This window comes from Ensifer meliloti (genome assembly GCF_030064585.1).
In the GTDB taxonomy this organism is placed as follows: Bacteria; Pseudomonadota; Alphaproteobacteria; order Rhizobiales; family Rhizobiaceae; genus Sinorhizobium; species Sinorhizobium meliloti.
The window spans coordinates 223,570-248,496 of sequence record NZ_CP120364.1; the positions used below are offsets into that span (position 1 = coordinate 223,570).

Consider the following 24,927-nt stretch of genomic DNA (forward strand, 5'->3'; position numbering starts at 1 on the left):
ACCGGGACTTGCGGTGCTGGAGGATTATGCCATGGCAGATCGTGACCTCTTGGGTCTGGCGGCCAGCGCGAAGATCGGCGGGCATCCGATCCATCCGATGCTCGTTCCCTTTCCGATCGCGCTTCTTGTCGCAACGTTCATATGTGACATCGTTTATCTCGCGAACGGAAATTCATTCTGGGCAGACGTATCTATGTGGTCGCTGGGTGCAGCCATCGTGATGGCAGCCCTGGCTGCTCTCGCCGGACTGACGGATTTCCTCGGGAATGCCCGTATTCGAGCGATCAACGATGCCTGGAAGCACATGATCGGAAACATTGTCGTCGTACTCTTCGCGATCGCCGGTTTTTGGCTGCGTTACGAGAACGGTTCCGTTGAGGCCGTCTGGCCCTGGGGCTTTCTACTGTCTCTCGTCACGGTCCTGCTGCTTCTCTACACCGGCTGGAAAGGCGGGGAGCTCGTCTATCATCATCGCGTCGGTATAGACCCCGAGGCTGAGGACGGCGCTGCCGCGCCGTCCATGACGAGGCACAGGACGAAGCACATCTAAGAGGCCCTGTCGTCCCAGGCGGTAACCAGCTGATTTGCGGTTGCCGCCTGTATCATTCTTATTCGCTGCGCCGTAGGAGAACTGGATCCCAGGCGTGCCGCCCGTTCGATGAACAGGCTCATGAAAGCGGGGACGGTTTCACTGCGCTTCCCATCCCTCTGCAGCTCGCAGAAGAGCTGGACGGTCGAAATCAGCTTGGCGCCGGCCTGCTCGACGCGACGCAACGCGGCCTCGTGCGCGGCAATCGACGTGCCGCCCACCGCATCCAGCGGCACATTGACTTCATAGCCTTCCGCCAGCGCATCGAGTGCCGGGAAGGTCAGGCACGCCTCGGTCCAGAGCGCCCATGATCAGCTTCCTGCGGCCGTTATCCTCGACCGCCTTGCCGAATTCCACATCCTCCCAGCCGTTGATGCTGGGTCGGGGAGCCGTCCAGCGCTTTCCGAATATGCGGAGCGGGCGGCTTGTTGAGCCCGGTCTGCACGTTGACCGTGGAATGAACGACCGGCAAGCCGTAGGCCGCGCGAACAACTCCCCGAACTGGAAGTTGATTAGCGCCACCGGGCAACTCACGCGGATGATGCCGCGCGGCTCGGAGCGGACTTGCGCAATCACCTGGTCGACCGCCTCGGCCTCGACCAGCATGGCGACGCAGCGATAATAGTATTCGCGTTCGATTTCGGTCACGGAAAAGCGGCGGGAAGACCGGTTCAGCAGTCACACACCGAGCCGTTCCTCAATTGCTGGATGCGTCGGCTGAGCTTCGACTTCTGAATGTCGCTGGCGCGCGGCAGTGGCGTAGCCGCCGTGGTCGACCACCTGGACGAAGTAATAGAGATCGTTGCGGTCTTTCATTGTTCTATTGTTAGGACGTTTTCCTTACTGCCTACCCCGCTCTCAAAATCCATCTGGAAAGCACCAACCGGCGCGTCGACGCGATCGCGCCGCTCGAGCCGACCGATCTGGTCATGCGCAGGCTCGACGCCAGCACCCAATGCGTGGTCGCCACCCCGCCTTCGTTGCAGGTCGATCCATAACTTCGCCGCAGACCTGCACGATCTACCCAGCGTGACCGGAGGGCCGCCGCAACGGGATTATCAATGGCAGCTCGAACATGCCGACGGCCAGGCTGTGATTGTCCCGCATGTCCCGCGGCTGGTTAGTGACGACATGGCCGCGCTCTGCGGCGCGGCGCTTCGGGGTGGGGGGTAGTATCTCTGCCGACGATGATGGTTTGGCGGCAGGTCGAAGTGGGCCTGCTCGTTCACGTTCTGCCGGTCTGGCGCCCGCGCGCGGGCATCGTCCATGCCGTTTTTGCTTCGCGGCGCGGGCTGCTGCCTTCTGTGCGGAAACTGCTTCATTTCCTGGCGGCGGAATGCGCCGAGGCGAGGAAGCGGGCTGTCGTCTAGGGTGGCTCCACGGAACATTCCCGCCCGTTCAGCCATTCTACAAAGCTCAAGGGCGAGGTCTAAGCTTTGGATCAACCACCAGTTCGACCGGACGGATTGCAGATCGAAGAGCATCGCGCTTTTCAGGAGTCTTTCTGGAAAGTGGAGCGCGTCGCATGGATTGTTTTTGGCCTGACGCTGCTTGCCGCCGTCCTGGGCGTTACCGGCTCACGGGGCTGGCTTCAGAGGCAAACCATGACGTTCGCCGGCGGCGCTGTCGATGGGCCCCGTTTCAGCCGCTGGGAGGCTTCCGACACGCTGAACGCGTCATTGGCCGGCGGCGGGAACGAACGGCGCCTGATCTTGTCGCCTGAATTCTTCAGGAGCTTTCAGGTGGAGGATATGGATCCCCCACCGATCTCCGCCGAAGCAGGCGATGAAGGGCTGGTATACCGCTTCCGGTCCGCTTCGCGACAGCCCCTCGTGCTGACTCTGCACCTTCGCGCCCAAAGTCCGGGTGTCGTTTCCTATCGAATAGGCATGGATGACGAGCCGGCGCAGGCAGTGCGGACGATCGTCTGGCCCTAGGAGATACGTTATGGACTCCGTCGTTCGCGGTATTACGATCTATTTTATACTCCTTGCCGCGCTCCGGCTTTCCGGACGGCGCACGGTTGCTCAGATGACGACCTTCGACTTCGTGCTGCTGCTCATCATCGCGGAGACGACCCAGCAGGCCTTGCTCGGCGACGACTTCTCCATCGTCAACGCAACGTTGCTCATCCTGACGCTCTTCGGCGTCGATATCGTTCTCTCCTACCTCAAGCAATGGTCGCCGAAGATCGCTCTGTTCCTCGACGGCACGGCGACGGTGCTCATCGCAGACGGCAAGGTCGACGAACGTGCCTTGAGAAGAGCGCGGGTCAACATCGAGGACATACTTGTCGCCGCCCGGGAGCAGCAGGGTCTGGCTCGCCTCGACCAAATCAAATTCGCTGTTCTCGAGGCCGACGGAGGAATCAGCATCATTCCGAGATGACGCGGGGCCGGTGCCAACGGCTGGAAATTCCCGGTGCCGCCAATGTAGGTGCCACTTCATTTCGATCTCATCGTGGAACGGTACTCCCCTTGATACATGCGATCTTGGGCGAGGAGCACTCGACCACTCCGTCATCAACGAACAAACCGAGCATTGATCATTGAACTCGAGGCAGTCGGTATTGGCATCTACGACATTCTTCATGCCTAGGCTTTGACTTCGAACTTCTCCCTTTTCGTACTGCACGTTCCCCGCGATAGCCGGAAGAAACGGAGTAGCCCCCGACAAAAATGAGGCGGTTAAGCGCAGCGTCGCAGGTTTCATGATTCAGTTCTTTTTAAATCCGAAAACGCACTACGAGAGCATGGAGCACTTCTCATGAGAAAAGAAGCTCTGTCGTGAAGTAAGGGTTTCGCGCCGCAATGCCGAATAGCGGCGATCGCAAGGAACAAGGCATCGCTTAGCGTGTTCGAATGCCACCCGCGATCGCCCGTCGGTAAGGCCGATCAGGGGCATGGCGGGCTTTCGAACGCGCGAGGACAATCAGATGAAATCCGGTGATGCACAGAGGGGAACCGACGAACAGGCTCACGAAGCGGGCAGGGGACGCGCGGCCGACAGCCCGGGCGAAATCCCCGCGAGGGGCCTGCGTGACGTCTTCTGGCGCGTGGTTTCCCAGATTAGCGAGGACAGGATTTCGCTCATTGCCGCCGGCGTCACCTTTTATGTGCTCCTCTCCGCATTTCCAGCGCTCGCCTCGCTCGTTTCCATCTACGGTCTGGTTTCCGATCCGGCCACGATCGCAGAGCAGGCTACATTGCTCGCGGCAGTCCTTCCGGCGCAGTCGCTTCAAATGATGACCGATCAATTGGAAACCCTGTCGTCCCAGAAAACCTCCAGCCTGAGCCTCGGCTTCATAGCCGGGCTGCTCTTCGCGCTCTGGAGCGCACGCAACGGAGTGGGGGCGCTCTTCGAGGCGATGAATATCGCTTACGACGAGACTGAAAAGCGCAGCTTCATCCGGCTGACTCTGTTGAGCATCGGATTCACGCTGGCCGGTTTGATCCTCACTGCCGTCCTAATCGCGGCCATCGCGGTGTTGCCGGCAGTGCTGGCCTTTCTCCACCTGGAACTGGAAGGCCTGCTCAGATTCGTACGCTGGCCCGTGATGCTGTTGCTCATAGCGGCGGGCATCACCCTGATCTATCGCTACGGTCCGAGCCGGGAGCCAGCCAAACTCAGGTGGCTTACCTGGGGTGCGGCCCTGAGCACGATCTGCTGGCTCGTCGCATCTCTGGCGTTCTCGTATTACATCGACAATTTTGCGAACTACAATGCCACCTACGGCGCTCTCGGCGCGCTGATCGGCTTCATGCTCTGGATCTGGATATCCACCATGATCGTCATCATCGGTGCTGAACTCAATGCCGAGTTAGAACATCAGACGGCGAGGGATTCAACGACAGGGCGGCCCAAGGAGCTCGGAAAGCGCGATGCCTATGTCGCCGACACGGTCGGCGACGCCGAGGATTAGATCGCAGATTATTGCTGTTGCTCCGGTGGTCCCTGTTCCGTAGCCCTCGGCAGAGTAGCCGGCGCAACATCGGTCTGCGGCGGCTCCGGAGGCGTGGCACCAGCTGCGGGAGGAGCGGCCCCTCCGGCTGTTCCTCCTGTCTCACCCGCCGGTGGGCTGGCTTCGCTGGTGACCGGGCTATCCCTCTGTCCGTCCGTACCGACAGGGGTCGGCGTCACCCTGCCGTCGGATCCGGCGACGCGCCAGACGGTGTTGCCGGCGTCGTCGGCGACGAGCAGCGCCCCGGTCCCGTCGATCGCTATGCCAACCGGACGACCGCGTGCCTGATCGCCTTCGATGAAGCCGGTCACGACGTCCGGAGCCTTTCCGGCCGGCCGGCCGTTTTCGAAGGGCACATAGACGACCTTGTAACCGTTGAAGCTGCTGCGGTTCCAGCTCCCGTGCTCGCCTATGAAGGCGCCGTTGGCGAAGGGCTCCGGCAAGGCGGAGCCGTTGGAGAAGACCAGACCCAGGGCGGCGACGTGGCTGGAAAGGGCATAGTCCGGCGGGATCGCTTTCTCGACCATGTCCGGCCGCGGCGGATGGACCCGCTCGTCCACATGGGCGCCGAAATAACTCCATGGCCAGCCGTAGAAGGCGCCTTCCTGCACCGAAGTCATGTAGTCCGGCACGAGATTCGGCCCCAGTTCGTCACGCTCGTTGACGACCGTCCAGAGCACGCCGGTCTCGGGATGGAAGATCAGCCCGTTCGGATTGCGCAGGCCGGACGCGAAGACGCGGGCCGCACCCGTTTCCCGATCTACCTGCCAGATTGCAGCACGGCCTTTCTCGGCCTCGAGCCCGCGCTCGGCTACGTTCGAGTTGGAGCCGACGGAGGCATAGAGGTAGCGCCCGTCGGGGCTGAGGGCCAGGTCCTTGGTCCAGTGATGGTTGATCGGGCCACCCGGAAGCGGCGTAAGAACCCGCGGCTCGCCGGTGATCTCCGCCTGCCCGAGCTGGTAGGGGTAGGCAAGGATTGCATCGGCTGCCGCCACGTAAAGCGTTCCGTCGTGCCACGCAACTCCGAAAGGAGAATGGAGCCCTGTCAGCAGGTCGTGGCGTTCGTCCACCGTTCCGTCGCGATCGGTGTCGCGGAGCAGCGTGATCAGGTTGCTTTCCTTTTCGGGTCCGGCACCACCGCCATGGGCCATGGACATGACCCAACCTCGGATCATGTCCTTCGGACGCTCTATCGGCTTGCCCGAGGGTTCGCGCGATTGAACGACGAGAACGTCGCCGTTCGGCAGCGTATGGACGGTCCTCGGATTGGCAAGGTCCTTCGCGTAGGCGGCAATGACGAGATTGTCGGGAACGCTCGGTGTCTTGCCGTCCTGCCAGCCGACGACCTCGGCGACTTTCATGTCCGGCAGGAGCTCCGATGTCGGTTCCGGCAGGACCGGATCGGGGCCGATCTGCTGCGAGACATCGAAATCCGCGCCGTCATCGCTGCAGCCTGCGAGCGCCAGGAGGAGAAGGCCGGTTCCGATGAAGAATCTTACACCCAAGAAGGCAGAGCTATTCATAACCGCTCACTCCGGATTGCCTGCGATAGAGGGTGGCGCGGCCAAGCAAAGCGAAGAGGATCGTCAGAAGCACCGTCGCCGCGGAGAGGATCAACCCGTATGGCACCACAGCCGTCCAGCCATCGGCGGCATGGACGAGGTTGTTGACGAAGGCGAGGCCGAAGACGAGGATGTAGCCGACGACATGGAGCCAAACCGCCCCTTGCCTGCGTCGCTCCCTTCGAAACAGGAACTCCAACACACCGGCGAGACCGGCGATCACGCCGGCGATGATACCGGCAAAGAGCAGCCAGGCGGAGAAGTTCTGCCACATGATATGTCCCGTCTGCCAGAAGACGATATCGGTCAGAAGGGCGAGCGTAAAACAGACGACTGGAAACGGCACGAGCAACGAATGGACCGGGGTGGTGACGGTCGCGGCAGTCGATGCGGAATTCAGGCTCATCGGTGCCTCCTGTTCGGTCGACGGTTGAAACCTCGGGCCTGCCTATTTGTTCCGTGAGCGGTCGCGTCGGGTGGTTCGGCCGGCTTCGCAACCACGAGGTGCGGATTGGAACCATGAAGCACCCCAAACAGTTTCGCCTTGCGACACGGTCTTTCGATGCCGTGTTTCGACCGGCCGCCTGCGCCGGCGACCTTTCTGAAACCTGACCGTCGCGGTCTTGGTCAGCCGCTCGGAGGACTAGGGGGAGTGATGGGGCCGTTGGCGACGCATATGGCAGTGCATATCCTGCTGATGAACCTCGCCGCGCCCCTGGCTGCATTCGCCGTGACGCGGGTTCGGCTGCAGAGGCGGGAAATCGCCGGGCGGGCCCTGGCGCTCGCGACATTTGCGCAGATCGCCGCCCTCTGGGCCTGGCATGCGCCGCCTTCTCTCAACCGGGCACTGGAATTTCCCACGGTTCATTTGCTGATGAATGCCAGCCTGTTCCTGACCGCATTCCTATTCTGGCGGGCGGTCCTGCGTCTTCATGGTCAACGCTCCTGGCAACCGATCGTCGCCCTTCTGATAACCAGCAAGCTCTATTGTCTTCTCGCCGTGCTCTTCGTCTTCGCGCCGAGAGCGCTCTACCCCGCTTTCGCTGCATCCCACACGGCGCATGCGACCGGAGCCGTGAACGCCACTTTGGCCGATCAGCAGCTCGCGGGGCTTATCATGCTGGTCGCCTGTCCGGTGACCTATGTTCTCGCAGGGATCGTGATTGCCGCGCGCTGGCTTCTGACGATGGAGAAAGACGAGGCGGGATCCAGAACAGGTGCAGCAGCGTGGACCTGAGAAACCTGCACTGGACGGCCGTTGCGAAAATCGTCGGGCTCGGCGCCGTGCTGCTCGTGACCGCGGGCGTCGTGTTCGTCTGGTCCGGGGTCTACAACGTCGCGGCCTCCAAGGACCATCTGCGGATTACGACCTGGATCCTGACGCTGATCCGCGAACGATCGATCGCCAACCGAAGCTTTACGATCGAGGTTCCGCCGCTCGATGACGACGGCATGATCCGACTCGGGGCATCCCATTTCGAAGGTGCGTGCGTAGCGTGCCACAACCGCCCCGGGGAAGAGATAAACCCGATCGTCAGCGGCATGCTGCCCCCGCCTCCGGATCTGATGGACATCGGCAAGCGCCGCCCGCCGGAGGAGATCTTCTGGATCGTCAAGCACGGCCTCAAATATACCGGCATGCCCGCATGGCCGAATACGCGGCGCGACGAAGAGGTCTGGGCCGTCACGGCATTCCTCGCGAGCCTGCCCGCAACGGCAGGCAATTATCCCGAACTGGCAGGCCTCACGCGCAGCCAGGCCAGTAGCGATGAGCGATCCGTGGGCGGCAGCGCATTGACGGCCTGCGGGCGCTGCCATGAACGCGAAGGCACAGGCACGAACGGCGACCGTATCCCGCGGCTCGCGGGGTTACCGGAAGCCTATCTCCTGCGCAGCCTCCAGGAATATGCGAAGGGGACCCGCCCGAGCGGTGCCATGGAACCGGTCGCCGACCTTCTGTCGGAGGATGCCATGCGGGAGCTGGCAGCGCATTATTCCGCGCTTCGGCCAACCGCCGGAAATCAATCGGCGCCTCCTGATCCCGAGCAACTCAGGCGTGGCGAAGCCATTGCCAATCGCGGCATCGCGCATCAGGGCGTACCGGCCTGCCTGAGCTGCCATTCCGGACGTCAATCGCAGCAGTTTCCGGTCCTCGCCGGCCAGCATGCCGAGTACATAGAGGAGCAGATACGGCTCTGGCGGCGCGGAGGGCGGATCGGGACCCCCTATGGGAAGATCATGACGGCGGTTGCCGGCGCACTGGACGAGGCGCAGATCGAAGACGTCGCCGCCTATCTGGGTTCACTGCCTCCGGGAAGAGCTGCGGCTCCGATGACGGAGGTGAACCGATGAGGCTCGCCCGATATTTCGCGGCGGCGAGCGCTCTCGCGCTGCAGGGCTGCGCCGGGCTGCAGTCCGCCCTCGATCCTTCCGGCGCGGAAGCCGAGCGCATCGGCACGCTCAGTTGGCTGCTGGTCCTCTTCTCGACCGCCATTCTGTTCGCGGTCTGCCTGATCACGGCGGTCGCGCTTTTCGGCGGCGAGCGCTGGCGTGCCCGCATCGCGGGCGAAAGGATAGTCATCGGGGGCGGGCTCGTTTTCCCGATCCTGGCTCTCAGCGTCCTGCTGATTTACGGCTTCTACCTTATGTCACCTGGCACCACCGAGGCCCGCTCGCAGGGCGCATTGCGCATCGAGGTCGTGGGCGAGCGCTGGTGGTGGCGGGTGACCTATGTGGACGAGGCCGGACGCCGCATCGAGAGCGCCAACGAAATCCGGCTGCCTGTCGGGCGGCCGGTGGAATTGGAACTGACATCGGCAGACGTTATTCACAGCTTCTGGGTGCCGCGGCTCGCCGGAAAGCTCGACATGATCCCCGGCCATACCAACACGCTGACGCTTCAAGCGACGAAGGCCGGTATCAGTCGCGGCCAATGTGCGGAGTATTGCGGCGGGCCGCATGCCTTCATGTCCTTTTACGTGATCGCCATGCCGGAAGACCAGTTTTCCTCCTGGCTCGCAGGCGAAGCCGGCGACGCCTCGGCTGCGAATCCGGATCAGGCCGCAGGGCAGGCGCTTTTCCTCTCCTCCGGCTGCGCCGCATGCCACCGGGTCCGCGGCACGGATGCCCGGGGTACGATCGGCCCCGACCTCACGCATGTGGGCAGCCGGCACTCGCTTGCCGCCGCCACGCTCGAAAACGACGTCGCCGCCTTCGTCCGCTGGATCCGCGACGGCCAGCACGTGAAGCCGGAAAATCTGATGCCGCCATTCGAAATCTTCACCGACGACGAATTGCGGCAGCTCGCCGCCTATCTGGACCAGTTGAGGTGACCTATGCTTGACTTCGCCGGCCTTGGACTTTGGCTTAATCTCGCGATTTTCGCGGGGGCGGCCGTGGCAGTCTGGATGTCAGGAGTCAAAATCACTGGTTATGCCAATGCGATCAGCGAGAAGACGGGAGTAGGCCAAGCCTTCATTGGCGTCGTGCTTCTCGGCGGCATCACTTCCCTGCCGGAGCTGGCGGTAGGCGTGACCTCGTCGCTCAGCGGTGACGCCAGTCTCGCGGTCAACAGCATCCTCGGCGGCATCGCCATGCAGGTGGCGATCCTCGCCCTTGCCGACATGCTGATCGGCCGCCGGGCACTGACCTCGGTCATTCCCGACCCGGTCGTCATGCTGCAGGGCGGCTTCAAAATCCTTCTCCTGTCGATCGTCGCCGCCTCGATCGTGGTGGGCGACGTGCCGGTGCTTTTCTCGGGCGTGTGGATGTGGCTGCTTGCAGCGGTCACGGGCTTCGGCATGTGGGTCTTGTCACGGACGCAGCGCGACAGGCCCTGGATAGCGAATGACGAGGAGGTCACGCCGGAGAAGGAGGAAGAGAGGGCGCGGAAGGAGGCCGAGGACAGCAAGAAGAAATCGCTGCGTGTGGTGGGCTGGGCCACTGCGGGCTGCGGCGCCGTCATCATCGTCGCAGGCTATCTGCTGTCGCGTTCGGGAGAGGCGATCGCCGAAGCGACCGCACTCGGCCAGAGCTTCATCGGTGCGGTCCTCGTGGCGATTGCGACGTCGCTGCCGGAAGTCAGCACGGTGTTCAGCGCCACGCGTGCCGGCCTCTATACCATGGCCATGTCGGATATCTTCGGCACGAACCTCATAGATCTCTCCCTTCTTTTCATCATCGATGTCACCGGAGGTGCCGACGCGGTGATGAACGGCGCCGGGCGCTTCGAGGCGTTTGCAGCGCTGATCGCGATCACGGTCACGGCGATCTTCTTCATCGGACTGGTCGAACGGCGGGACCGGACAATCCTCAGGATGGGTTACGACTCCTTTGCGGTCCTCAGCGTTTACCTGGCGGGGCTGGTCGTCCTCTATTTCCTGCGCGACACTGGCGGTGGAGGCGGATGATGGAACTGCCAAATCCCGATCCCCGGCCCGAAGGCGAGGTCCGCGAACTGGAGCGCATCTGGGCGACGCCGCGCGGTTGGCGGCTGGTGACGGCTGTCAACAATACGGTGATCGGTCTTCTCTATCTCGGCGTCGCGTTTCTCTTCTTCCTGATGGCCGGTCTGCTGGCCGTCGTCATGCGCACGCAGCTTGCCCTCGGCGACAATCGCCTCGTCGACCAGGACCTCTACAATCAGATGTTCACGGTCCACGGCACGACGATGATGTTCCTCTTTGCGGTGCCGGCAGTCGAGGCGCTCGGCGTCATGCTGCTGCCGCAGATGCTGGCGGCGCGCGACTTGCCTTTTCCGCGCCTCAGCGCCTTCGCCATCTGGGCCTATGTGGTCGGCGGGCTGGTCTTCTTCTCGACCATCTTCTACGACCTCGCGCCGAAAGGCGGCTGGTTCATGTATCCGCCGCTGACGCTCATGGAGTATTCGCCGGGTGACAACGCCGATTTCTGGCTGCTCGGCATCGGCTTCATCGAGATTTCGGCGATCGCCGGGGCAGTGGAGATCGTCGTTGGCGCGCTGAGGACGCGGCCGCCGGGCATGTCGCTCGCCAAGATGCCGATCTTCGCCTGGACGATGCTGATCTTTGCCAGCATGATCATGTTCGCCTTCCCGGCAGTGATCCTGGCGACGATGATGCTGGAGATCGAGCGGGCGTTCGGATGGCCCTTCTTCACAGCCGCACTCGGGGGAGATCCGCTGCTCTGGCAGCATCTCTTCTGGTTCTTCGGGCACCCGGAAGTCTACATCATCTTCCTTCCGGCCGCGGGCCTCGTCTCGATGATGGTACCGACGATGGCCCGCACACCGCTCGTCGGCTATCACCTGATCGTCGTCGCCTTGATCGGCACCGGGTTTTTCAGCTTCGGGCTCTGGGTGCACCACATGTTCACGACAGGCATTCCGGCGCTGAGCCTCGCCTTCTTCTCCGCCGCCAGCATGGCGGTCGCTGTTCCCTCGGGCATCCAGGTCTTTTCCTGGATCGCGACCATCGCCGCGGGACGGGAGCGCTTCCGGATCACGACCGCATCGCTGTTCATTCTCGGCTTCCTGTTCATTTTCACCCTTGGAGGGCTTACCGGCGTCATGGTGGCCATGGTGCCCTTCGACCATCAGGTACACGACACCTATTTCGTCGTTGCACATTTCCACTACGTGCTGATCGGCGGTTTCGTATTTCCGCTGTTTGCGGCGATCTATTACTGGATGCCGCTCTTCAGCCGCCGGATGCTCTCGGAACGGCTGGGCCGGTGGGTGTTCTGGCTGATCTTCATCGGTTTCAACGTGACCTTCCTGCCGATGCATCTGACAGGACTCAGAGGAATGCCGCGGCGAGTCTGGACCTATCCCGGCGAAATGGGCTGGGACACGCTGAACCTCATCTCCACGGTGGGGACCTATGTGCTTGCCGTCGGCGTTCTCGTCTTTCTGGTGGATCTCGCCGCGAAGTTTCGCCTCGGCAATGGGCCTCAGGAGAACCCGTGGGGGGCGGGCACGCTGGAATGGCTGCCGAACGACGTCTACTCGACCCGAAGCATTCCCCACATTACCAGTCGCGAACCGCTCTGGGACCGGCCGAGCCTCCCTCAGGAGGTACGCGACGGCCATCATTATCTTCCAAACGCTCCGACCGGTTGGCGAGAAACGATCGTGACCTCGCCGATCCATGCCCGTCCGCAATATGTCATCCAGATGCCCGGTCCCGGCTGGCCGCCTTTCCTCGCGGCCGTCTTTACGGCCGCGTTCTTCCTGCTGCTGACGGTCAAGATGGTGACGATCGCGACCGTCTGCGGAGTTCTCGCCATCGCCTTCATCCTAGTCTGGGCCTGGGGGCTCGACCCCGGGCCTTCGAAAGGCATGATCGAAATCGCCAAGGGCGTCCGTCTTCCCACCTATATGAGCGGCCCGACGTCGCACTCCTGGTGGGCGATGGTGGTCCTGATGTTCGTTGCGGCGTCCCTCTATCTCGCCTATGTCTTTTCCTACCTGTTCCTCTGGGTCGTCTCGCCGGAGGTCTGGGCACCGATCGGTTCCCCGGAACCACCGCCGCTTGGCTGGCCATTGGGGTCCGCGGCGCTGCTTCTCGCCGGCTCGGGTATCCTATGGCTTGTCAGCCGCAGGCTGGGCGTGTTCTCGGCGTCGCGCGTGGCAATGTCGGTCGCTCTGCTTCTTTCGCTCGCCTGCCTGACGGGTGCGTTCGCACTTGAACTCCGGGGACACTTGGCGACCGGCTTGAGCCCCGAGGGGAACGCCTACGGAGCCATGGTTTATCTCGGCGCCGTTCTCTTCGCTCAACTCGTCTTCGCCCTGGTGATCATGGGGCTGTTCGCGATGGCGCGGCATCTGGCCGGGAAGCTGGATGCCGTCCGGCGGGTGACCTACGACAGCTACGCGCTGCTCTATCACTACACCGTCGCCCAGTCGCTGCTGGGCCTCGGACTGATTCACGGCTTCCCGCGACTGATCGGATAGGTGCGTCATGAACGATCCAATCCGCGAACCACCCATTGCCGGCGCAATTCTCTTTCTTCTGGCCGGGCCGATCCTTTGGGGTGGACATCTGCTTGCCGTCTATACCTTCCACGCCGTGGCGTGCGCCGTCGGGGGCCCATGGGCGACCACCATCGTTCCGGGATCCATCGTTGTGGCCACACTCGCCGCGGCCGGAGCACTCTTGCTGGCCTTTTCGTTTCCGGGAAAGCTCGCGCAAGCGCTGCGCTGTGCCGACCGGGGAGACGACCAGCCCTTCCTGATCCGCGCGGAACGCCTTCTGACAGTCCTGGCCCTGACGGGTGTCCTGTGGACCGGCTCGGGAGCACTCGCGCTTGCGCCATGCGCACAGTTCAGGTGATATCTAAGCCGAACCGCGCAACATGATCTCGGCGCTCAGCAAAATGCGTTCGTCCTCCCGAAAGGCTTCGCCGTTGCCGGATGTTTCGCCGAGCTTGAACAGGAGCAGTTCGATCGCCAGCCTGCCGATTTCGTTGTAGTTCTGCGCGACCGTCGTCAGTGGCGGACAGGTGTAGCGGGACAAGGGATGGTCGTCGTGGCCGGCGACCCTCAGATCACTGTCGGCATCGCGCCCGACCTTCAGGCCCGACTGAAACGCGGCGGCAATGACGCCGAAGGCGACGCGGTCGTTGGCGCAAAGAACGGTTTGCGTCGGGAAACCGCCCTTTGACAGGATGCGGAGCGTCTCGTCGAAGCCGAACTTCTCGAAGTCCCAGGAGGCATATGCCGTCGTCTCCACGACCTCCGGTTTCATCTTCAGTTGCCGCATGGCCTCGACATAAGCGTCCTGGCGCGCCATGGCGTTGTTGTTGACCGGGGGCATGCCGAGATAGCAGGGCGGCCCGCCCGAACGGCAGAGATAGTCGACCATCAGCCTGAAGCTCTGCCGATTGTCGGTTCCGACGAAGGAGGAACTGTCGTCGAGCGGCGAGTCGACATAGATCAGCGGGATGCTTTGTCCGAGCGCACTCAGCTTCTGGTGATGCGACTGGACGCCGAGCGGCGCGATGATCGCGCCGGCGACGTTCATCGACTTGAAGGTTTCGATCGCCCGTTCTTCCATCTCCGGCCTCCCGTCCGAGGAAAGGACGAAGGCGAGGAACCCCGCCTGATCGGCAATGTGCTCGATCCGGCGCGTCAGAGCCATGTAGAACGGGTCCGTCGAATTGGGTACGATGACCCCGAGGATGTTGGTTCGGCGGCGGTTCAGGTTGACGGCGAAGATGTTCGGCCGAAAGCCGGATTGCTTTATCGCCGCCTCGATGGCGTCGCGCGTCTTCTTGCGCACCGATGAGGGATCGTTGAAATATTTGGAGACGGTGGGGCGCGACAGGCCGACGAACTCCGAAAAATCCTCCATCGTCTTGATCTGTCTCGTCACGGTCGAAGCGTCCCCGCTCATCTGATTTGATCTTTCGGAATATTCACCGATCACGGCGCTTCCGCTAGAGCGGGTTGAGGAAAAGTGTCAGCGGTTTCCGCCGCCCGCATCCCGCGTCTCAACTTCTTGATCTAGACCCGGCACGCTGCGAAATAATCCTGCAGAACAGCGTCGACGGCGGCAAGTGCCAACGGCTTGGCCTGCGGCGCGACCTCGCCATTGCGAACGCGCGCGTAGCTGCCGGCGAGAAACTGGCTGATCAGCGTTTCCGGGATCGCGACGCCGTCGAGCAGAGACATGAGTTCGTCGACGGCTGCAGCGGCCTTCGGATGCGGCCAGTAGTAGCGGATGCGGTCGCTATAGGAGAAGTGCCGCTGAAGTCGCTGCTCTTCCGCCGAGCCGTGGTAGTATTTTGCCCAGTTCGCCGGTTCCTCGCGCATCACCGCTTCCGTGACTTCGGCAAGCGTCCGCTCACGCGCAGCCGGAAAGAGAAAGGCAGCGATCTGGTCGAGGCCGTAGAGGGCTTCGCGAAGAGCAAAGGTGAGGCCGGGTCCGACCTTCAGGATCGCGAAGCCGTCGGCGACCAGTTCGCGAAGCGCATCCGGCGTCTGGTAATCGGTGGAATGGGCCTCGAAGACCATCCCGTGAAGTTGGCCCAGAGTGGCGCTGAGCTTTTCGGCCCTGGCACGAGCATAGGCAATGACGTTCTCGTTGCCGAATTCCACGCCCGGCTGGACGACGGCGCCAACGACGCGGCTGAAGGCCCCGGCGGCGCCGGCCTCCTCGAACGCCGCGCGATGGACGCGCACGGTCTCGATGGCAGCTTCGGGAGCAGTCACCTCGAGGGTGTCTAGCTCCTCGAGCGCGCCGCCCGGTATCGGGACTTCGGTGCCGATGATGTAGACCGGGAGTACGCCCCCACGGCCGCCGACGGCATCCTCGGCGACGGCCGCCAGCCGCGCCGCGCGGGCCGCCGTGGTGGCGTCGGGCAACGCCGTCGGTTCGCCGGCGCATCCCATGCTGGTGTCGAGATGCAGCTTGGTGAAGCCGGCTTTCGCATAGGCCGTGATCATCGCCTCTGCCTTGGCCATCGCCTCATCGGCGGGGAGATGCTTCCAGGGATTGGGGCCGAGATGGTCGCCGCCGAGCAGGATCTTCTCCCGGGGGAATTCGATCCGGTCGGCGATGGCGCCGACGAAGCGGGTGAAATCCTCAGGCGTCATGCCCGTATAGCCGCCGTCCTGATTGACCTGGTTACAGGTCGCTTCGATCAGCACCGGCGTTTTCTCCCGGTGTGCGCGCAGCATGGCAGCTTCGATGACGAGCGGGTGCGCGGAACAGATCGACGGTATTCCGCGCGGGCCGGGACGCTCGCTCCACCGCGCGATGTCGATGAGATGGTTCTCTTGCATGATCAGGCCTGTTGCTCGCTGATGAATCGTTCGAGTTCCGCGCGTGTCGAAGCGCCTTCCATAGGGCCGAAGTGCATGACGGCGCGGGCGCCGGAAGCGGCGGCGAATTCAAGGGCCTCGCGAGGGCTCGCCCCGTTGAGCCAGAAGCTGACGAAGGTGGCTCCGAAGCAATCGCCGGCCCCGGTCGGGTCGATCTCCTCGACCGGGAAGCCCGGCAGGGAGAGCGCCGCCCCGGCATCGAAATAGCTGGCGCCCGCCGCGCCGCGTTTGACGACGACGGCTTTGATGCCGGATGCGAGGAGTTCCGCAACCGCCTGACTTTCCGTCTTTGCTTCGGTGAAGAGGAAAAGCTCGTCTCCGCTCGGCAGGAAGAGATCGGTCTCGGCGAGCACCGTAAGCAGCGCCTCGCGCATACCGGGGCTTTTGAGGATCTCCGGACGAAGATTCGGGTCGAAGGAGACCGTGCCCCCGCCGGCCTTGACGATGCCGATCGCGGCGAGAATGCTCTCGACCACGCTCGGCGCGTAGAGCGAAGAGCCCATGACATGGACATGGCTGCATTCGCCGACGAGCCGGGTCATGCGCTCGTCGAGCGTGATCTTGCCGCAGGCGCTGTCGCGGATGTTGAACACGAAAGCGCGGCTGCCATCGGGCCGGTAGCGGACGAAGGCGCTGCCGGTCGTGGCGAGCGGATCGACCTCGATGCCGGAAATGTCGACGCCGTCGCCCTTGAGGCGTTCGAGGTTGACCGTGCCGAAATCATCCCCTCCGACGCGGGAGATGATCGCGCATGGCTGACCGAGCTTGCCGGCCTGGTCGATGAAGATGGCCGGTGCACCGGAAGGGAAGGGGCCGATGAGCGGCGTCGCCTTCCGGAACCCGTCACCCTTCTCGGTCGCGATGATCTCGACGAGAATCTCGCCGATCGTCAGTATCTTGTGCATTTGGATGTCACTCGTGTCGTGGTTCAGCGCTTTGCCTGCTTGGCACGGACGTCGAGCCAGACGGCGACGAGGATCACCAGTCCCTTGACGATCAGCTGGTAGAAGTAAGGGACGGAGAGCATGTTCATGCCGTTGTTCATGACGCCGATGATGAGCGCGCCGATCACCGTGCCGACCATGGTTCCGACGCCGCCCGCAAGGCTGGTGCCGCCGAGAACGGCCGCGGCGATGGCGTCAAGCTCGTAGCTCATGCCCGCATTGGTCTGTGCAGAGAACAGGCGGGAGGAAAGCAGCACGCCGCTGATGGCCGCCATCACGCCGGAGATCATGAAGATCAGGATCTTCAGCCGGTCGACCTTGATACCGGAGTAGACGGCCGCCTCACGGTTGCCGCCGGTCAGATAGGCGCGCCGGCCGAAGCTCGTCTTGCTGAGCACGATCTGATTGATGACGAAGAGAACGGCGACGACCCAGATGATGATCGGCAGTCCCAGGAAGCTCTCGGTGCCGATTGCGGTCCAGGTTTCGTTCTCGATCATGGCCGGCGCGCCGTTGGTCGGCAGGCTGACCATGCCGCGATAGATACCCATGGTCGCGACCGTGACGATGAAGGACGGCAAGAGCAGCTTGGCCGTCAGCACCCCGTTCAACATTCCCATCAGGGCGCCGGCGGCGAGCGTCAGCGCGATTGCCGGCACGAAACCCATTCCGAAGGCAAAGCATTGCGCCCCGACCATTCCTGCCACCGCGATGATCGAACCGACGGAAAGATCGATCTCGCCGAGCAGGATCACCCATGTCATCCCGAAGGCCGCGATCGCGACAACGGCGACCTGCTGCAGGATGTTCATGAAGTTTACAACCGTCATGAAGCGCGGGTTGAAGAAGGAAAAGACGATGCAGAGCATCACCAGCGAAAGGAAGATGCCGCCATATTGCTTGAGAGCCCGAACCAGGGCGGCTTTGGCTGCTGTGTTCTGTGTCATGATTGAAAACCTGTCGCGTGAGCCATGATCGTCTCTGGAGTGAGGGCAGAGCCTTCGAGCGTGGCGCCGGGCGCGCCCTCATGCATGACGACCACGCGGTCGCTCATTCCCAGGACTTCGGGCAGGTCGGAGGAGATCAGCAGAATTGCCGTTCCCTCGGCCGCCAGCTGGCGGATGATCTTGTAGATTTCGAATTTCGCGCCGACGTCGACGCCGCGGGTCGGCTCGTCGAGGATCAGCACCTTGGGTCGCGTGAGCAGCCACTTGGCGAGCACGATCTTCTGCTGGTTGCCGCCGCTGAGCGCCCCCGCCGGCGTTTCCAGCGAGTTCGTCTTAATCGAGAGCTTCCCGACCTGTTCGGATGCCGCGGCCCGTTCCGCGCCGTTGCGGATGAAGCCCAACCCTCCGGCGAAGTCTGCGAGAGCCGCCATGGATATGTTCCACTCGACGCTATGGCCGAGGACGAGGCCCTCTTCCTTCCGGTTCTCCGTCACGAAACCAACGCCGCGGGCGATGGCCTGGTCCGGGGAACGGAACCGCACGACCTCACCATCGAGGCGCACCGTGCCTGCGGCGCTCTTCATGCCGAAAAGCGCGTTCATCACCTCCGAGCGGCCCGAACCGACAAGGCCGAAGAAGCCGAGGATCTCACCGGCGCGCACGTCGAAGGACACGTCCTGAAACTCGCCTTCGCGCGTCAGCCGGTCGACTGCAAGGACCGGGGCCCTGTCCGCCGCCACATGGTGCACCGGCGGCGGGTAGATTTCGTCCATGCGGCGCCCGACCATCAACGCGATCAGCGTCTCGATGGTGACCTCGTCGCGCGCATGCGTCGAGACATATTCGCCGTCTCTGATGACGGTGATGTCGTCGCTGAGCCGCATGATCTCTTCCATGCGGTGCGAAATATAGATGATCGCGGCGCCGCGCTGCCTCAGCCGGCCGATGATCTCGAAGAGGATCTCGGCCTCGCTGTCGCTGAGCGAGGAAGTCGGCTCGTCGAGAATGACGACCTTGGCATCATGGCTCAGGCCTTTGGCGATCTCGACGAGCTGTCGCTGGGCAATCGAGAGATTGCCGACCTTCTCCGTAACGTCGATGGGAAGTCCGAGGTCGGCTACGATCCGGTGCGCCTTGGCGACGAGCGCCTTGTCGTTGATGAAGCCGAAACGGCGCGGCTCGCGCGTGGCGAGGATATTCTCAGCGACCGTCAGATTGTTGCAGAGGCTCAATTCCTGGAAGACGATCGCCAGCCCGAGCGAGGCGGCCTCCTGCGGGTTGGCGGGCCGGTAGGCCTGCCCGTCGAGAACGATCTCTCCTGACGTTGCCCCGTGCACGCCGGCGAGAATCTTCATCAATGTCGATTTGCCGGCGCCGTTTTCGCCGAGCAGCGTATGAACCCGGCCGCGCCGGACTTCGAGCCGCATCCCCTTGAGGGCGGCGACCTGCCCGAAGGATTTGGTGACATCGGTGATCTTGAGAATGGTATCCGCAGCGGAACCATGCATGGCGGGCCTCCTTCAGCCGGACCAGAGCGTATCCGGCACCATGCGCCGGATACGCTCGTGGTATGCCGCCGCCCCGAGGCGGCAGCCGTCCTGGGAGGGACCTATTTCCCGGTATAGACGCCCGGTACGATCGGCTGCTCGGCCGGTACCGTCTCGCCGGCGACGACCTTTACGGCGGTGTCGATCGCCTGCTTGCCCATCTGGTCCGGGAATTGCTGGATCACGCCGACCATCACCGGATTGCCATCGACGGCATCGCGTGCTTCCTTCATGCCGTCGAAACCGATGACCTTGACCTGCGATTCCAGTCCGGCGGCCTTGACGGCAACGGCCGCGGCAAGGGCCGCATCGTCGCCGAAACCGAAAATGCCGGTAATGTCGGGATTGGCCTGCAGCATGTTCTGTGCGGCAGCGAGGGCTTCGGCGCGGGTGATGCCCGTCTGCGTCGCAACGATCTCCATTTCCGGATGCTTGGCGATCGCTTCCTTGAAGCCGTTGACGCGATTGACCACCGACTGAACGGTCGGATAGTCGATAATGGCGACCTTGCCCTTGTTTCCGAGAACCTCGGCCATGAGCTCGCCCGCCTTCACGCCGCCGGTGAAATTATCGGTGCCGATATGCGACGTCACCGTCGCGCCATTAGCGGGAACGTCGACGGTGATCACCTTGATGCCGGCTTCTTCCGCCTTTGCGATGGCGGCGCGTACGCCCTGGCTGTCGACAGGCGAAATGACGATCACATCAACGCCCTTGACGATGAAGTCCTCGACGTCGGCGAGCTGCTTGTTGAGGTCCTGATTGGCGATCGCCACCTCGAGCGCGACGTTCTTCTCCTTGGCTTCGGCTTTCATCGCCTCAGCGAGCTCGATGTAGAACGGGTGCTGCTGGGTCAGGAGCGATGCGCCGATGCCGTCGGCGAAGGCGCCGGACGCCAGCAATGTGAGCGCGGTGCCGGCGACGAGAGTTTTGAGAATGCGGGGCATGTTCATGGTTCCCCTCCCTTGGAAACGGCGGGCCTTCAACGTTTGCAACCAGGCAGGAAGGCCCTCCCGTCCCTGACCTTGGCAGGGAGTAAACATCACAAAACTTATCGCGCGTCAATTTTAAAAAGCACACATACCAATAAAAATAAGCGCACGAGAAAATATTAGCTGGAGCTTCGATCCCCTGTATATTGCGGCACCGGAAGGGGAGGCAACCAGCTCTCGCGCCGGACGACCCAGATCTCGTATTGCGGATTGAGAGTGGCCGGGGCGTCGTCCAGTGAACCGACGCGAATTTCGGTTTCCTCTTCTCCCGGGTTGAAGAGCCGCGATCCGCAGTCCGGGCAAAAGCCACGGCCGGCGAATATCTTGACTTCGCCGGAGCACTTGAAAGCCCGGGTGGGCCAGACCGCGAAGGTCACGAAAGAGGAGCCGCTTTCCTTGCGGCAGTCCGCACAATGGCAAAGTCCCACCCGTAAAGGTTCTCCGCTGACCTCATATTTCAGCGCTCCGCAAAGGCACCCGCCTGTTCTCGTAACCATCTGCCGGCATCTCCAATCTGGCTGGACTTCGAGCGGGATCAAGGAAAGGCGCACGCGCGTTTCCGCCCGCATCCCGCCCCAACTCTTTCAGATCTCCGATGTTTCAGGATTTTGTTTTGGCCGGACAGGAAGCCATCCCACCCCGTCGAGGCGATGCGGCCCTTGGGAAGCGGGCGGCGTGACCCTATTTAAGAGGCGGTGCAACCACCTGAAGGCGAAGGCTCATGTCAGACAAGCCGATCAGAATTCCAGGCCCCGACCATCCGATCACTGTCGAGCGCAATCCCGGACGCGTCGTCGTCAAGCTCGAAGGCCGCGTCGTGGCCGATACGCGCGACGCGCTCACATTGCGCGAGGCGTCCTATCCGCCCGTGCAGTACATCCCCCGCAGCGACGTCGACATGTCGCTGCTTGCGCGCACCGATCATGGGACCTATTGCCCCTACAAGGGCGATGCGTCCTATTACAGCATCGCACCCGGTGGCGAGCGCTCGAAGAATGCCGTCTGGACCTATGAGAATCCGCATGACGCGGTCCGTGAAATCAAGGACCACATGGCGTTCTATCCGGACCGGGTGGATTCGATCGAGGAAAGCTAGCGGCAGGACGCGATAACTCGGCAAGCGCCGATAGTCTGCGGATTGTTCATGATGCTTTCCTCGGCCGCTGCCGATGTCCTGGACCGTTATTCAGTGTTCCTCATCATTCAGCATATGATCCGCCAGGCTGTAGCAGTGGCTCGCCTGATAAGCGTTCCGCCCCCGGTTCATATGCGTAAGGTTGAACGCCCTGATAGCCCGCAATGCTGGGCGCGCCGCGAGGAATTTGGCGATTGAGGAGGCGCCGCGGACCTTGATGCCGAAAATGTCCTCGCCTCGGGGGAAGAAATAGCCGACGTCTTCCGGCGTCACGACGGAGCGCTCAAGAAGACCTACGTCTACTTGGTCGTGATCGAGTGAATGGTCGGTGGTGAAATCGGAAAGATGCACCACGAAAAGCGCGCTGATGCCCTCGCCATCCGCATAGAGCGAAAAAAGCTCCATCCAACTCGCATTGACGCGAACCAGCGCCTTGCCCGCAGTCGACGGCAGACAGGAAACCGACCAGTAGTGCCGCTCAGTCCGGCGCGGGATCGGGATGCATTCGCGGCCGTAGCGCTGGAGAATCTCCAGGACCTCTGGCGCCTGCGGCCGGAGCAGCAGCTTCTCAAAGCGCGGGACATATTTGAACCGCAGTTCCAGGGATTCGGCGCGCTTGTCGGTGTCGCGGAGAGTCGTCTTGCCCTCCATCCAATCGTACTGCTGCTGGAGATCCAGGAACTGGCGCAGACCGGTACTGCTCGGGCGGCGAGCGGCGCTCATCGGCGGTCCAGCACCCTGGCCACGGCTTCGTTGACAAGGGCGGGGACGCTTTTGGCATCATCCAGATAGGCACTTTCCAGCAGGCCGTCGGAAAGCGCGACGAGCAGGGAAGCGGTGACGGAAGGCGTTGGATCGCCGTCCTCTGCGAGAAGGTTCCGGAGGCTGTCGTGATACCAAACGCGGCGCGCATTGATCGCCCGTCGCACAGGGCTATCCGGATCCGGGTATTCGGCCGCCGCATTGAGGAACGGACATCCCCGCCAGCCTCCGGCGGTCACAGCCTCGCTGATACGCCCCATGACAGCCGAGATCATTTTTCCAGGAGGTTGCTTCGGGAGCGCCGCCACTGCCGCACGCCCGAGCCGGTCTATCTCTTCGAGATAGGCGACGACGAGGTGATCCTTCGAGGGAAAGTGTTTGTAGAAGGTCGCCTTGGCCACGCCCGCCTCCGCGATGATCCGGTCGATGCCAACGGTATGAATGCCGGCTTCGTAGAAAAGCCTAGTCGCGGTATCGAGCAAACGGCGGCGCGCGGAGCCGCCCTCAGACGGGCTTTCAGATGTTTTTTGCTTCATCCCTTGACTATAACAGACAGGTCTGTACAGTCAAGAGATAGGCAGACCTGTCTGTATAGACAATGCCACGCGGCCGAGAGACATTGCTGAGGTCATTCGCCACCGCAAGACGACACGCGGGAGTCGCAAGGATCGCCGTTTCCTTTGTCAACCGGAGCCTAGTCCATCATCGGCCACGCGCTCGAGATCAACAGCGGCTCCATCGTTCAATGAGGTGAGAAAATGATCAGTGACAGCAAAGTTACCCGCGAAATCGTGAAGCGCTTCCACAACGCATTTGAGAAGCATCGCCCCGAAGACCTGGATGACCTCATCGGCGAGGGTTGTGTTCTCGAAAATACGGCGCCGGCCCCGGATGGTGCTCGCTACGAAGGGCGTGAGGCTTGCCTCGCGTTCTGGAAGGGAGTGGCGTCGTCCGCCAACCTTATCTTCAAAGCTGAGGAAATCTCCACAATGGGCGACCGCGGGATCATCCGCTGGCAGCTTCGCTGGAGTGAGCGCGAAGCGGACCGGGTTCGCGGCGTCAACATCATGCGCGTCCGGGACGGAAAGATCGTCGAGGGTCTGGGGTACGTGAAGTGCTAACGCCGGATCGTCGATGCTGCAGCATTCTAACCCCGCTCCGCGATCCGTGCCGCAGTGAGCGCCACGCCGTCGGCTATGCGGTTGCGCGCGATCGACGAGTAACCCATGCGGAAGAAGCGGCATGGGCCGTCGTCCTTCGGGAAGAAGGGCGACCCGGATTCGATCAGCACGCCGTCCTTTCGCAAAGCGTTCATCAGCAAGTCCGCATCGAGACCTTCCGGCCCCTCGATCCAGAAGGACGTGCCGCCGAAAGCCGCAGATCCGGCGATCTTCAATCCGGCGTCCCGGAGGGCGGCGTCCATGATGATGTGGCGGCGATGATACTCCTCGCGCATGCGGTGCAGCACGGCATCATAGTGTCCGAGCGCCAGGAAATAGGCGGCCGTTCTCTGGAGGTGTCCCGGCGGATGCCGCAACATCAGGGCGCGTAGTGCCCGCGCCTCCCGGATCACGGCAGCCGGCGCCACCAGATAGCCGAGACGCAGGCCGGGAAACAGCGACTTGGAGAAACTGCCGATATAGAAGACCCGCCCGCTGCGGTCGAAGGCCTTGAGGGCCGGGGAGGGGGGCGCCAGAAAGCTCATCTCGAACTCGTAATCGTCCTCGACGATTATGAAATCCTTGGAGGCGGCCGCCGCGAGCAAGGCCGCCCGCCGCTCGATCGGCATAGTCGCGCCGGTCGGCGAATGATGGCTGGGCGTGACGAACACGGCATCGACCTTTTCCGGAAGCGCGGCGGGCGGCAGGCCGTCCCTGTCCACGTCGACGAAGGTGATCCCGGCGCCGCTCAAGCGAAGCGATGCACTCATGTCGGGATGGCAGGGGTTCTCACAGACCGCATGGGCGCCCTGACGCAATAGGAGCTGGATGACGATCCAGAGGGCGTTCTGCGCGCCCACCGTCACCAGGATCTCGTCGGGGTTGGCGCGGATGCCGCGGCCCGGCAATGTGCGCGAGCAGATATAGTTGACAAGCTGGATGTCGTCCGCCGCCGCGAAGTCGCCCGCCATCAGCTCGAAATCCTCGCGCGCCAGCGCCCGTCGCGCGCAGTCGCGCCAGGCGGTGAGGTCGAACAGCGACGGGTCCATCTGACCGTATAGGAACGGATAAGGGTAGGCTCGCCAGTCGAGGGGTTTACGCATCTGCTTGGCGACGATGAAGGTCGAGCGCAACTTGGCCGACCAGTCGATGACATCGGCCGCAGCATGGGCGGCCTGCATCGCGATGGCTGTCGTCGGGGGTTTGCCGGCGACACGGTAACCGCTCCGGCTCGCCGCCTCCACATAGCCCTGGGAAGCGAGTTCCTGATAGGCGAGCGTTACGGTGATCCGCGAAATATTCAGATAGGCCGCAAGTTTGCGGCTGGAGGGCAATCGGGCGCCCGGCGCCAGGCGGCCCGACAATACGGCCGAAACGATCGTTTCGCGGATCTGCGCCTGCAGGCCCGTTTGGCTGGCCCGGTCGAGGAAGAAGATCGTTTCGGAGACCGTCGAGCCCGCCATTGTTCACCTCATCCAACTGGACTCATCTAACTTCCTATCTGGATATAAGGCAATCCGAGGCGT

The 24,927-nt window shown here is 62.7% G+C and carries 24 protein-coding genes and 2 pseudogenes; 12 read left to right on the top strand and 14 right to left on the bottom strand.

The features are described from left to right. Positions 1-31 precede the first annotated feature (31 nt). Positions 32-550 (top strand): DUF2231 domain-containing protein, encoded by a 519-nt coding sequence (locus PZL22_RS00940; protein WP_003532431.1) that lies wholly within the window; start codon positions 32-34, stop codon positions 548-550. A 72-nt stretch (positions 551-622) separates the two neighbouring features. On the opposite strand, the pseudogene PZL22_RS00945 reads toward PZL22_RS00940, so the two are convergent. Both PZL22_RS00945 and PZL22_RS00950 read right to left on the bottom strand, forming a co-directional pair. Further along, positions 623-1,085: pseudogene (locus PZL22_RS00945) on the bottom strand (isochorismatase family protein); the annotation flags it as partial. Continuing rightward, positions 1,070-1,405 (bottom strand): annotated as a pseudogene (locus PZL22_RS00950) (LysR family transcriptional regulator); the annotation flags it as partial. The pseudogenes PZL22_RS00945 and PZL22_RS00950, both read right to left, overlap by 16 nt. A gap of 620 nt (positions 1,406-2,025) precedes the next feature. Between PZL22_RS00950 and PZL22_RS00955 the strand changes: the two are divergent. From PZL22_RS00955 to PZL22_RS00965, 3 genes are all read left to right on the top strand, one after another. Next, positions 2,026-2,526, top strand: a complete 501-nt coding sequence (locus PZL22_RS00955) for a hypothetical protein (RefSeq protein WP_346842787.1) — start codon at positions 2,026-2,028, stop codon at positions 2,524-2,526. A gap of 10 nt (positions 2,527-2,536) precedes the next feature. Then, positions 2,537-2,977, top strand: coding sequence for a DUF421 domain-containing protein (locus PZL22_RS00960; protein ID WP_003532425.1), 441 nt, complete (start codon positions 2,537-2,539; stop codon positions 2,975-2,977). A gap of 547 nt (positions 2,978-3,524) precedes the next feature. Further along, a complete protein-coding gene (locus PZL22_RS00965; protein WP_003532424.1) occupies positions 3,525-4,511 on the top strand; it encodes a YihY/virulence factor BrkB family protein in 987 nt (328 codons plus the stop codon). Positions 4,512-4,519: 8 nt separating this feature from the next. Here the strand turns inward: PZL22_RS00965 and PZL22_RS00970 are convergent, their stop codons facing one another. Continuing rightward, on the bottom strand, positions 4,520-6,073 hold the full coding sequence (locus tag PZL22_RS00970) for a PQQ-dependent sugar dehydrogenase (RefSeq protein ID WP_284718406.1): 1,554 nt from the start codon (positions 6,071-6,073) through the stop codon (positions 4,520-4,522). Further along, positions 6,066-6,518 carry a DUF2231 domain-containing protein gene (locus tag PZL22_RS00975; protein WP_003532422.1) on the bottom strand — a complete coding sequence of 151 codons (453 nt, stop codon included), beginning with the start codon at positions 6,516-6,518 and terminating at the stop codon, positions 6,066-6,068. Before PZL22_RS00975 ends, PZL22_RS00970 begins: the two co-directional genes overlap by 8 nt. A 249-nt stretch (positions 6,519-6,767) precedes the next feature. Between PZL22_RS00975 and PZL22_RS00980 the strand changes: the two genes are divergently transcribed. Genes PZL22_RS00980 through PZL22_RS01005 form a run of 6 tightly spaced genes read left to right on the top strand, consistent with a single transcriptional unit; the run spans position 6,768 to position 13,422 of the window. Continuing rightward, on the top strand, positions 6,768-7,349 hold the full coding sequence (locus PZL22_RS00980; RefSeq protein WP_003532421.1) for a cytochrome c oxidase assembly protein: 582 nt from the start codon (positions 6,768-6,770) through the stop codon (positions 7,347-7,349). Next, the gene (locus PZL22_RS00985; RefSeq protein WP_003532420.1) at positions 7,340-8,464 is read left to right on the top strand and encodes a c-type cytochrome; all 1,125 of its coding nucleotides are present in this window, start codon (positions 7,340-7,342) and stop codon (positions 8,462-8,464) included. Before PZL22_RS00980 ends, PZL22_RS00985 begins: the two co-directional genes overlap by 10 nt. Further along, positions 8,461-9,444: a cytochrome c oxidase subunit II gene (locus PZL22_RS00990; RefSeq protein ID WP_284718407.1), complete on the top strand. Its 984-nt coding sequence runs from the start codon at positions 8,461-8,463 to the stop codon at positions 9,442-9,444. The genes PZL22_RS00985 and PZL22_RS00990 overlap by 4 nt, the downstream gene beginning before the upstream one ends. 3 nt (positions 9,445-9,447) lie before the next feature. Then, positions 9,448-10,521: a sodium:calcium antiporter gene (locus tag PZL22_RS00995; protein ID WP_003532418.1), complete on the top strand. Its 1,074-nt coding sequence runs from the start codon at positions 9,448-9,450 to the stop codon at positions 10,519-10,521. Then, complete coding sequence (gene ctaD, locus PZL22_RS01000; RefSeq protein ID WP_003532417.1) at positions 10,521-13,043, top strand: cytochrome c oxidase subunit I; 2,523 nt, start codon at positions 10,521-10,523, stop codon at positions 13,041-13,043. Before PZL22_RS00995 ends, ctaD begins: the two co-directional genes overlap by 1 nt. A gap of 7 nt (positions 13,044-13,050) precedes the next feature. Continuing rightward, positions 13,051-13,422 (top strand): hypothetical protein, encoded by a 372-nt coding sequence (locus tag PZL22_RS01005; protein WP_003532416.1) that lies wholly within the window; start codon positions 13,051-13,053, stop codon positions 13,420-13,422. A gap of 3 nt (positions 13,423-13,425) precedes the next feature. Here PZL22_RS01005 and PZL22_RS01010 read toward each other — a convergent pair whose 3' ends face one another. From PZL22_RS01010 to PZL22_RS01040, 7 genes are all read right to left on the bottom strand, one after another. Next, the gene (locus PZL22_RS01010) at positions 13,426-14,484 is read right to left on the bottom strand and encodes a LacI family DNA-binding transcriptional regulator (protein WP_003532415.1); all 1,059 of its coding nucleotides are present in this window, start codon (positions 14,482-14,484) and stop codon (positions 13,426-13,428) included. A 110-nt stretch (positions 14,485-14,594) separates the two neighbouring features. Beyond that, positions 14,595-15,875: a D-tagatose-bisphosphate aldolase, class II, non-catalytic subunit gene (locus PZL22_RS01015; protein ID WP_003532412.1), complete on the bottom strand. Its 1,281-nt coding sequence runs from the start codon at positions 15,873-15,875 to the stop codon at positions 14,595-14,597. 2 nt (positions 15,876-15,877) lie between these two features. Further along, a complete protein-coding gene (locus PZL22_RS01020) occupies positions 15,878-16,819 on the bottom strand; it encodes a tagatose kinase (protein ID WP_003532411.1) in 942 nt (313 codons plus the stop codon). A gap of 23 nt (positions 16,820-16,842) precedes the next feature. Further along, positions 16,843-17,805, bottom strand: a complete 963-nt coding sequence (locus tag PZL22_RS01025) for an ABC transporter permease (protein WP_003532410.1) — start codon at positions 17,803-17,805, stop codon at positions 16,843-16,845. Continuing rightward, a complete protein-coding gene (locus tag PZL22_RS01030) occupies positions 17,802-19,313 on the bottom strand; it encodes a sugar ABC transporter ATP-binding protein (RefSeq protein WP_003532409.1) in 1,512 nt (503 codons plus the stop codon). Before PZL22_RS01030 ends, PZL22_RS01025 begins: the two co-directional genes overlap by 4 nt. A 101-nt stretch (positions 19,314-19,414) precedes the next feature. Next, the gene (locus PZL22_RS01035) at positions 19,415-20,305 is read right to left on the bottom strand and encodes a substrate-binding domain-containing protein (protein ID WP_003532408.1); all 891 of its coding nucleotides are present in this window, start codon (positions 20,303-20,305) and stop codon (positions 19,415-19,417) included. Between the two features lie 158 nt (positions 20,306-20,463). Continuing rightward, positions 20,464-20,841, bottom strand: coding sequence for a GFA family protein (locus PZL22_RS01040; protein ID WP_033048960.1), 378 nt, complete (start codon positions 20,839-20,841; stop codon positions 20,464-20,466). A gap of 224 nt (positions 20,842-21,065) precedes the next feature. Between PZL22_RS01040 and PZL22_RS01045 the strand changes: the two genes are divergently transcribed. Continuing rightward, the gene (locus tag PZL22_RS01045; protein WP_003532406.1) at positions 21,066-21,440 is read left to right on the top strand and encodes a DUF427 domain-containing protein; all 375 of its coding nucleotides are present in this window, start codon (positions 21,066-21,068) and stop codon (positions 21,438-21,440) included. 90 nt (positions 21,441-21,530) lie between these two features. On the opposite strand, the gene PZL22_RS01050 is transcribed toward PZL22_RS01045, so the two are convergent. Both PZL22_RS01050 and PZL22_RS01055 read right to left on the bottom strand, forming a co-directional pair. After that, positions 21,531-22,202: a hypothetical protein gene (locus PZL22_RS01050; protein WP_127516240.1), complete on the bottom strand. Its 672-nt coding sequence runs from the start codon at positions 22,200-22,202 to the stop codon at positions 21,531-21,533. Continuing rightward, complete coding sequence (locus PZL22_RS01055) at positions 22,199-22,777, bottom strand: TetR/AcrR family transcriptional regulator (RefSeq protein WP_050543916.1); 579 nt, start codon at positions 22,775-22,777, stop codon at positions 22,199-22,201. Before PZL22_RS01055 ends, PZL22_RS01050 begins: the two co-directional genes overlap by 4 nt. 222 nt (positions 22,778-22,999) lie before the next feature. Between PZL22_RS01055 and PZL22_RS01060 the strand changes: the two genes are divergently transcribed. Beyond that, a complete protein-coding gene (locus PZL22_RS01060) occupies positions 23,000-23,362 on the top strand; it encodes a nuclear transport factor 2 family protein (RefSeq protein ID WP_003532400.1) in 363 nt (120 codons plus the stop codon). Positions 23,363-23,388: 26 nt separating this feature from the next. On the opposite strand, the gene pdxR is transcribed toward PZL22_RS01060, so the two are convergent. Continuing rightward, complete coding sequence (gene pdxR, locus PZL22_RS01065; protein WP_003532398.1) at positions 23,389-24,864, bottom strand: MocR-like pyridoxine biosynthesis transcription factor PdxR; 1,476 nt, start codon at positions 24,862-24,864, stop codon at positions 23,389-23,391. Between the last annotated feature and the right edge of the window lie 63 nt (positions 24,865-24,927).

What these genes read in the sequence shown, in the direction of transcription:
- PZL22_RS00940 (WP_003532431.1), top strand. Translation starts at nt 32, where the DNA reads ATGGCAGATCGTGACCTCTTGGGTCTGGCGGCCAGCGCGAAGATCGGC.
- PZL22_RS00960 (WP_003532425.1), top strand. Translation starts at nt 2,537, where the DNA reads ATGGACTCCGTCGTTCGCGGTATTACGATCTATTTTATACTCCTTGCC.
- PZL22_RS00965 (WP_003532424.1), top strand. Translation starts at nt 3,525, where the DNA reads ATGAAATCCGGTGATGCACAGAGGGGAACCGACGAACAGGCTCACGAA.
- PZL22_RS00970 (WP_284718406.1), bottom strand. Translation starts at nt 6,073, where the DNA reads ATGAATAGCTCTGCCTTCTTGGGTGTAAGATTCTTCATCGGAACCGGC.
- PZL22_RS00975 (WP_003532422.1), bottom strand. Translation starts at nt 6,518, where the DNA reads ATGAGCCTGAATTCCGCATCGACTGCCGCGACCGTCACCACCCCGGTC.
- PZL22_RS00980 (WP_003532421.1), top strand. Translation starts at nt 6,768, where the DNA reads ATGGGGCCGTTGGCGACGCATATGGCAGTGCATATCCTGCTGATGAAC.
- PZL22_RS00990 (WP_284718407.1), top strand. Translation starts at nt 8,461, where the DNA reads ATGAGGCTCGCCCGATATTTCGCGGCGGCGAGCGCTCTCGCGCTGCAG.
- PZL22_RS00995 (WP_003532418.1), top strand. Translation starts at nt 9,448, where the DNA reads ATGCTTGACTTCGCCGGCCTTGGACTTTGGCTTAATCTCGCGATTTTC.
- ctaD (WP_003532417.1), top strand. Translation starts at nt 10,521, where the DNA reads ATGGAACTGCCAAATCCCGATCCCCGGCCCGAAGGCGAGGTCCGCGAA.
- PZL22_RS01005 (WP_003532416.1), top strand. Translation starts at nt 13,051, where the DNA reads ATGAACGATCCAATCCGCGAACCACCCATTGCCGGCGCAATTCTCTTT.
- PZL22_RS01010 (WP_003532415.1), bottom strand. Translation starts at nt 14,484, where the DNA reads ATGAGCGGGGACGCTTCGACCGTGACGAGACAGATCAAGACGATGGAG.
- PZL22_RS01015 (WP_003532412.1), bottom strand. Translation starts at nt 15,875, where the DNA reads ATGCAAGAGAACCATCTCATCGACATCGCGCGGTGGAGCGAGCGTCCC.
- PZL22_RS01020 (WP_003532411.1), bottom strand. Translation starts at nt 16,819, where the DNA reads ATGCACAAGATACTGACGATCGGCGAGATTCTCGTCGAGATCATCGCG.
- PZL22_RS01025 (WP_003532410.1), bottom strand. Translation starts at nt 17,805, where the DNA reads ATGACACAGAACACAGCAGCCAAAGCCGCCCTGGTTCGGGCTCTCAAG.
- PZL22_RS01030 (WP_003532409.1), bottom strand. Translation starts at nt 19,313, where the DNA reads ATGCATGGTTCCGCTGCGGATACCATTCTCAAGATCACCGATGTCACC.
- PZL22_RS01035 (WP_003532408.1), bottom strand. Translation starts at nt 20,305, where the DNA reads ATGAACATGCCCCGCATTCTCAAAACTCTCGTCGCCGGCACCGCGCTC.
- PZL22_RS01040 (WP_033048960.1), bottom strand. Translation starts at nt 20,841, where the DNA reads ATGGTTACGAGAACAGGCGGGTGCCTTTGCGGAGCGCTGAAATATGAG.
- PZL22_RS01045 (WP_003532406.1), top strand. Translation starts at nt 21,066, where the DNA reads ATGTCAGACAAGCCGATCAGAATTCCAGGCCCCGACCATCCGATCACT.
- PZL22_RS01050 (WP_127516240.1), bottom strand. Translation starts at nt 22,202, where the DNA reads ATGAGCGCCGCTCGCCGCCCGAGCAGTACCGGTCTGCGCCAGTTCCTG.
- PZL22_RS01055 (WP_050543916.1), bottom strand. Translation starts at nt 22,777, where the DNA reads ATGAAGCAAAAAACATCTGAAAGCCCGTCTGAGGGCGGCTCCGCGCGC.
- PZL22_RS01060 (WP_003532400.1), top strand. Translation starts at nt 23,000, where the DNA reads ATGATCAGTGACAGCAAAGTTACCCGCGAAATCGTGAAGCGCTTCCAC.
- pdxR (WP_003532398.1), bottom strand. Translation starts at nt 24,864, where the DNA reads ATGGCGGGCTCGACGGTCTCCGAAACGATCTTCTTCCTCGACCGGGCC.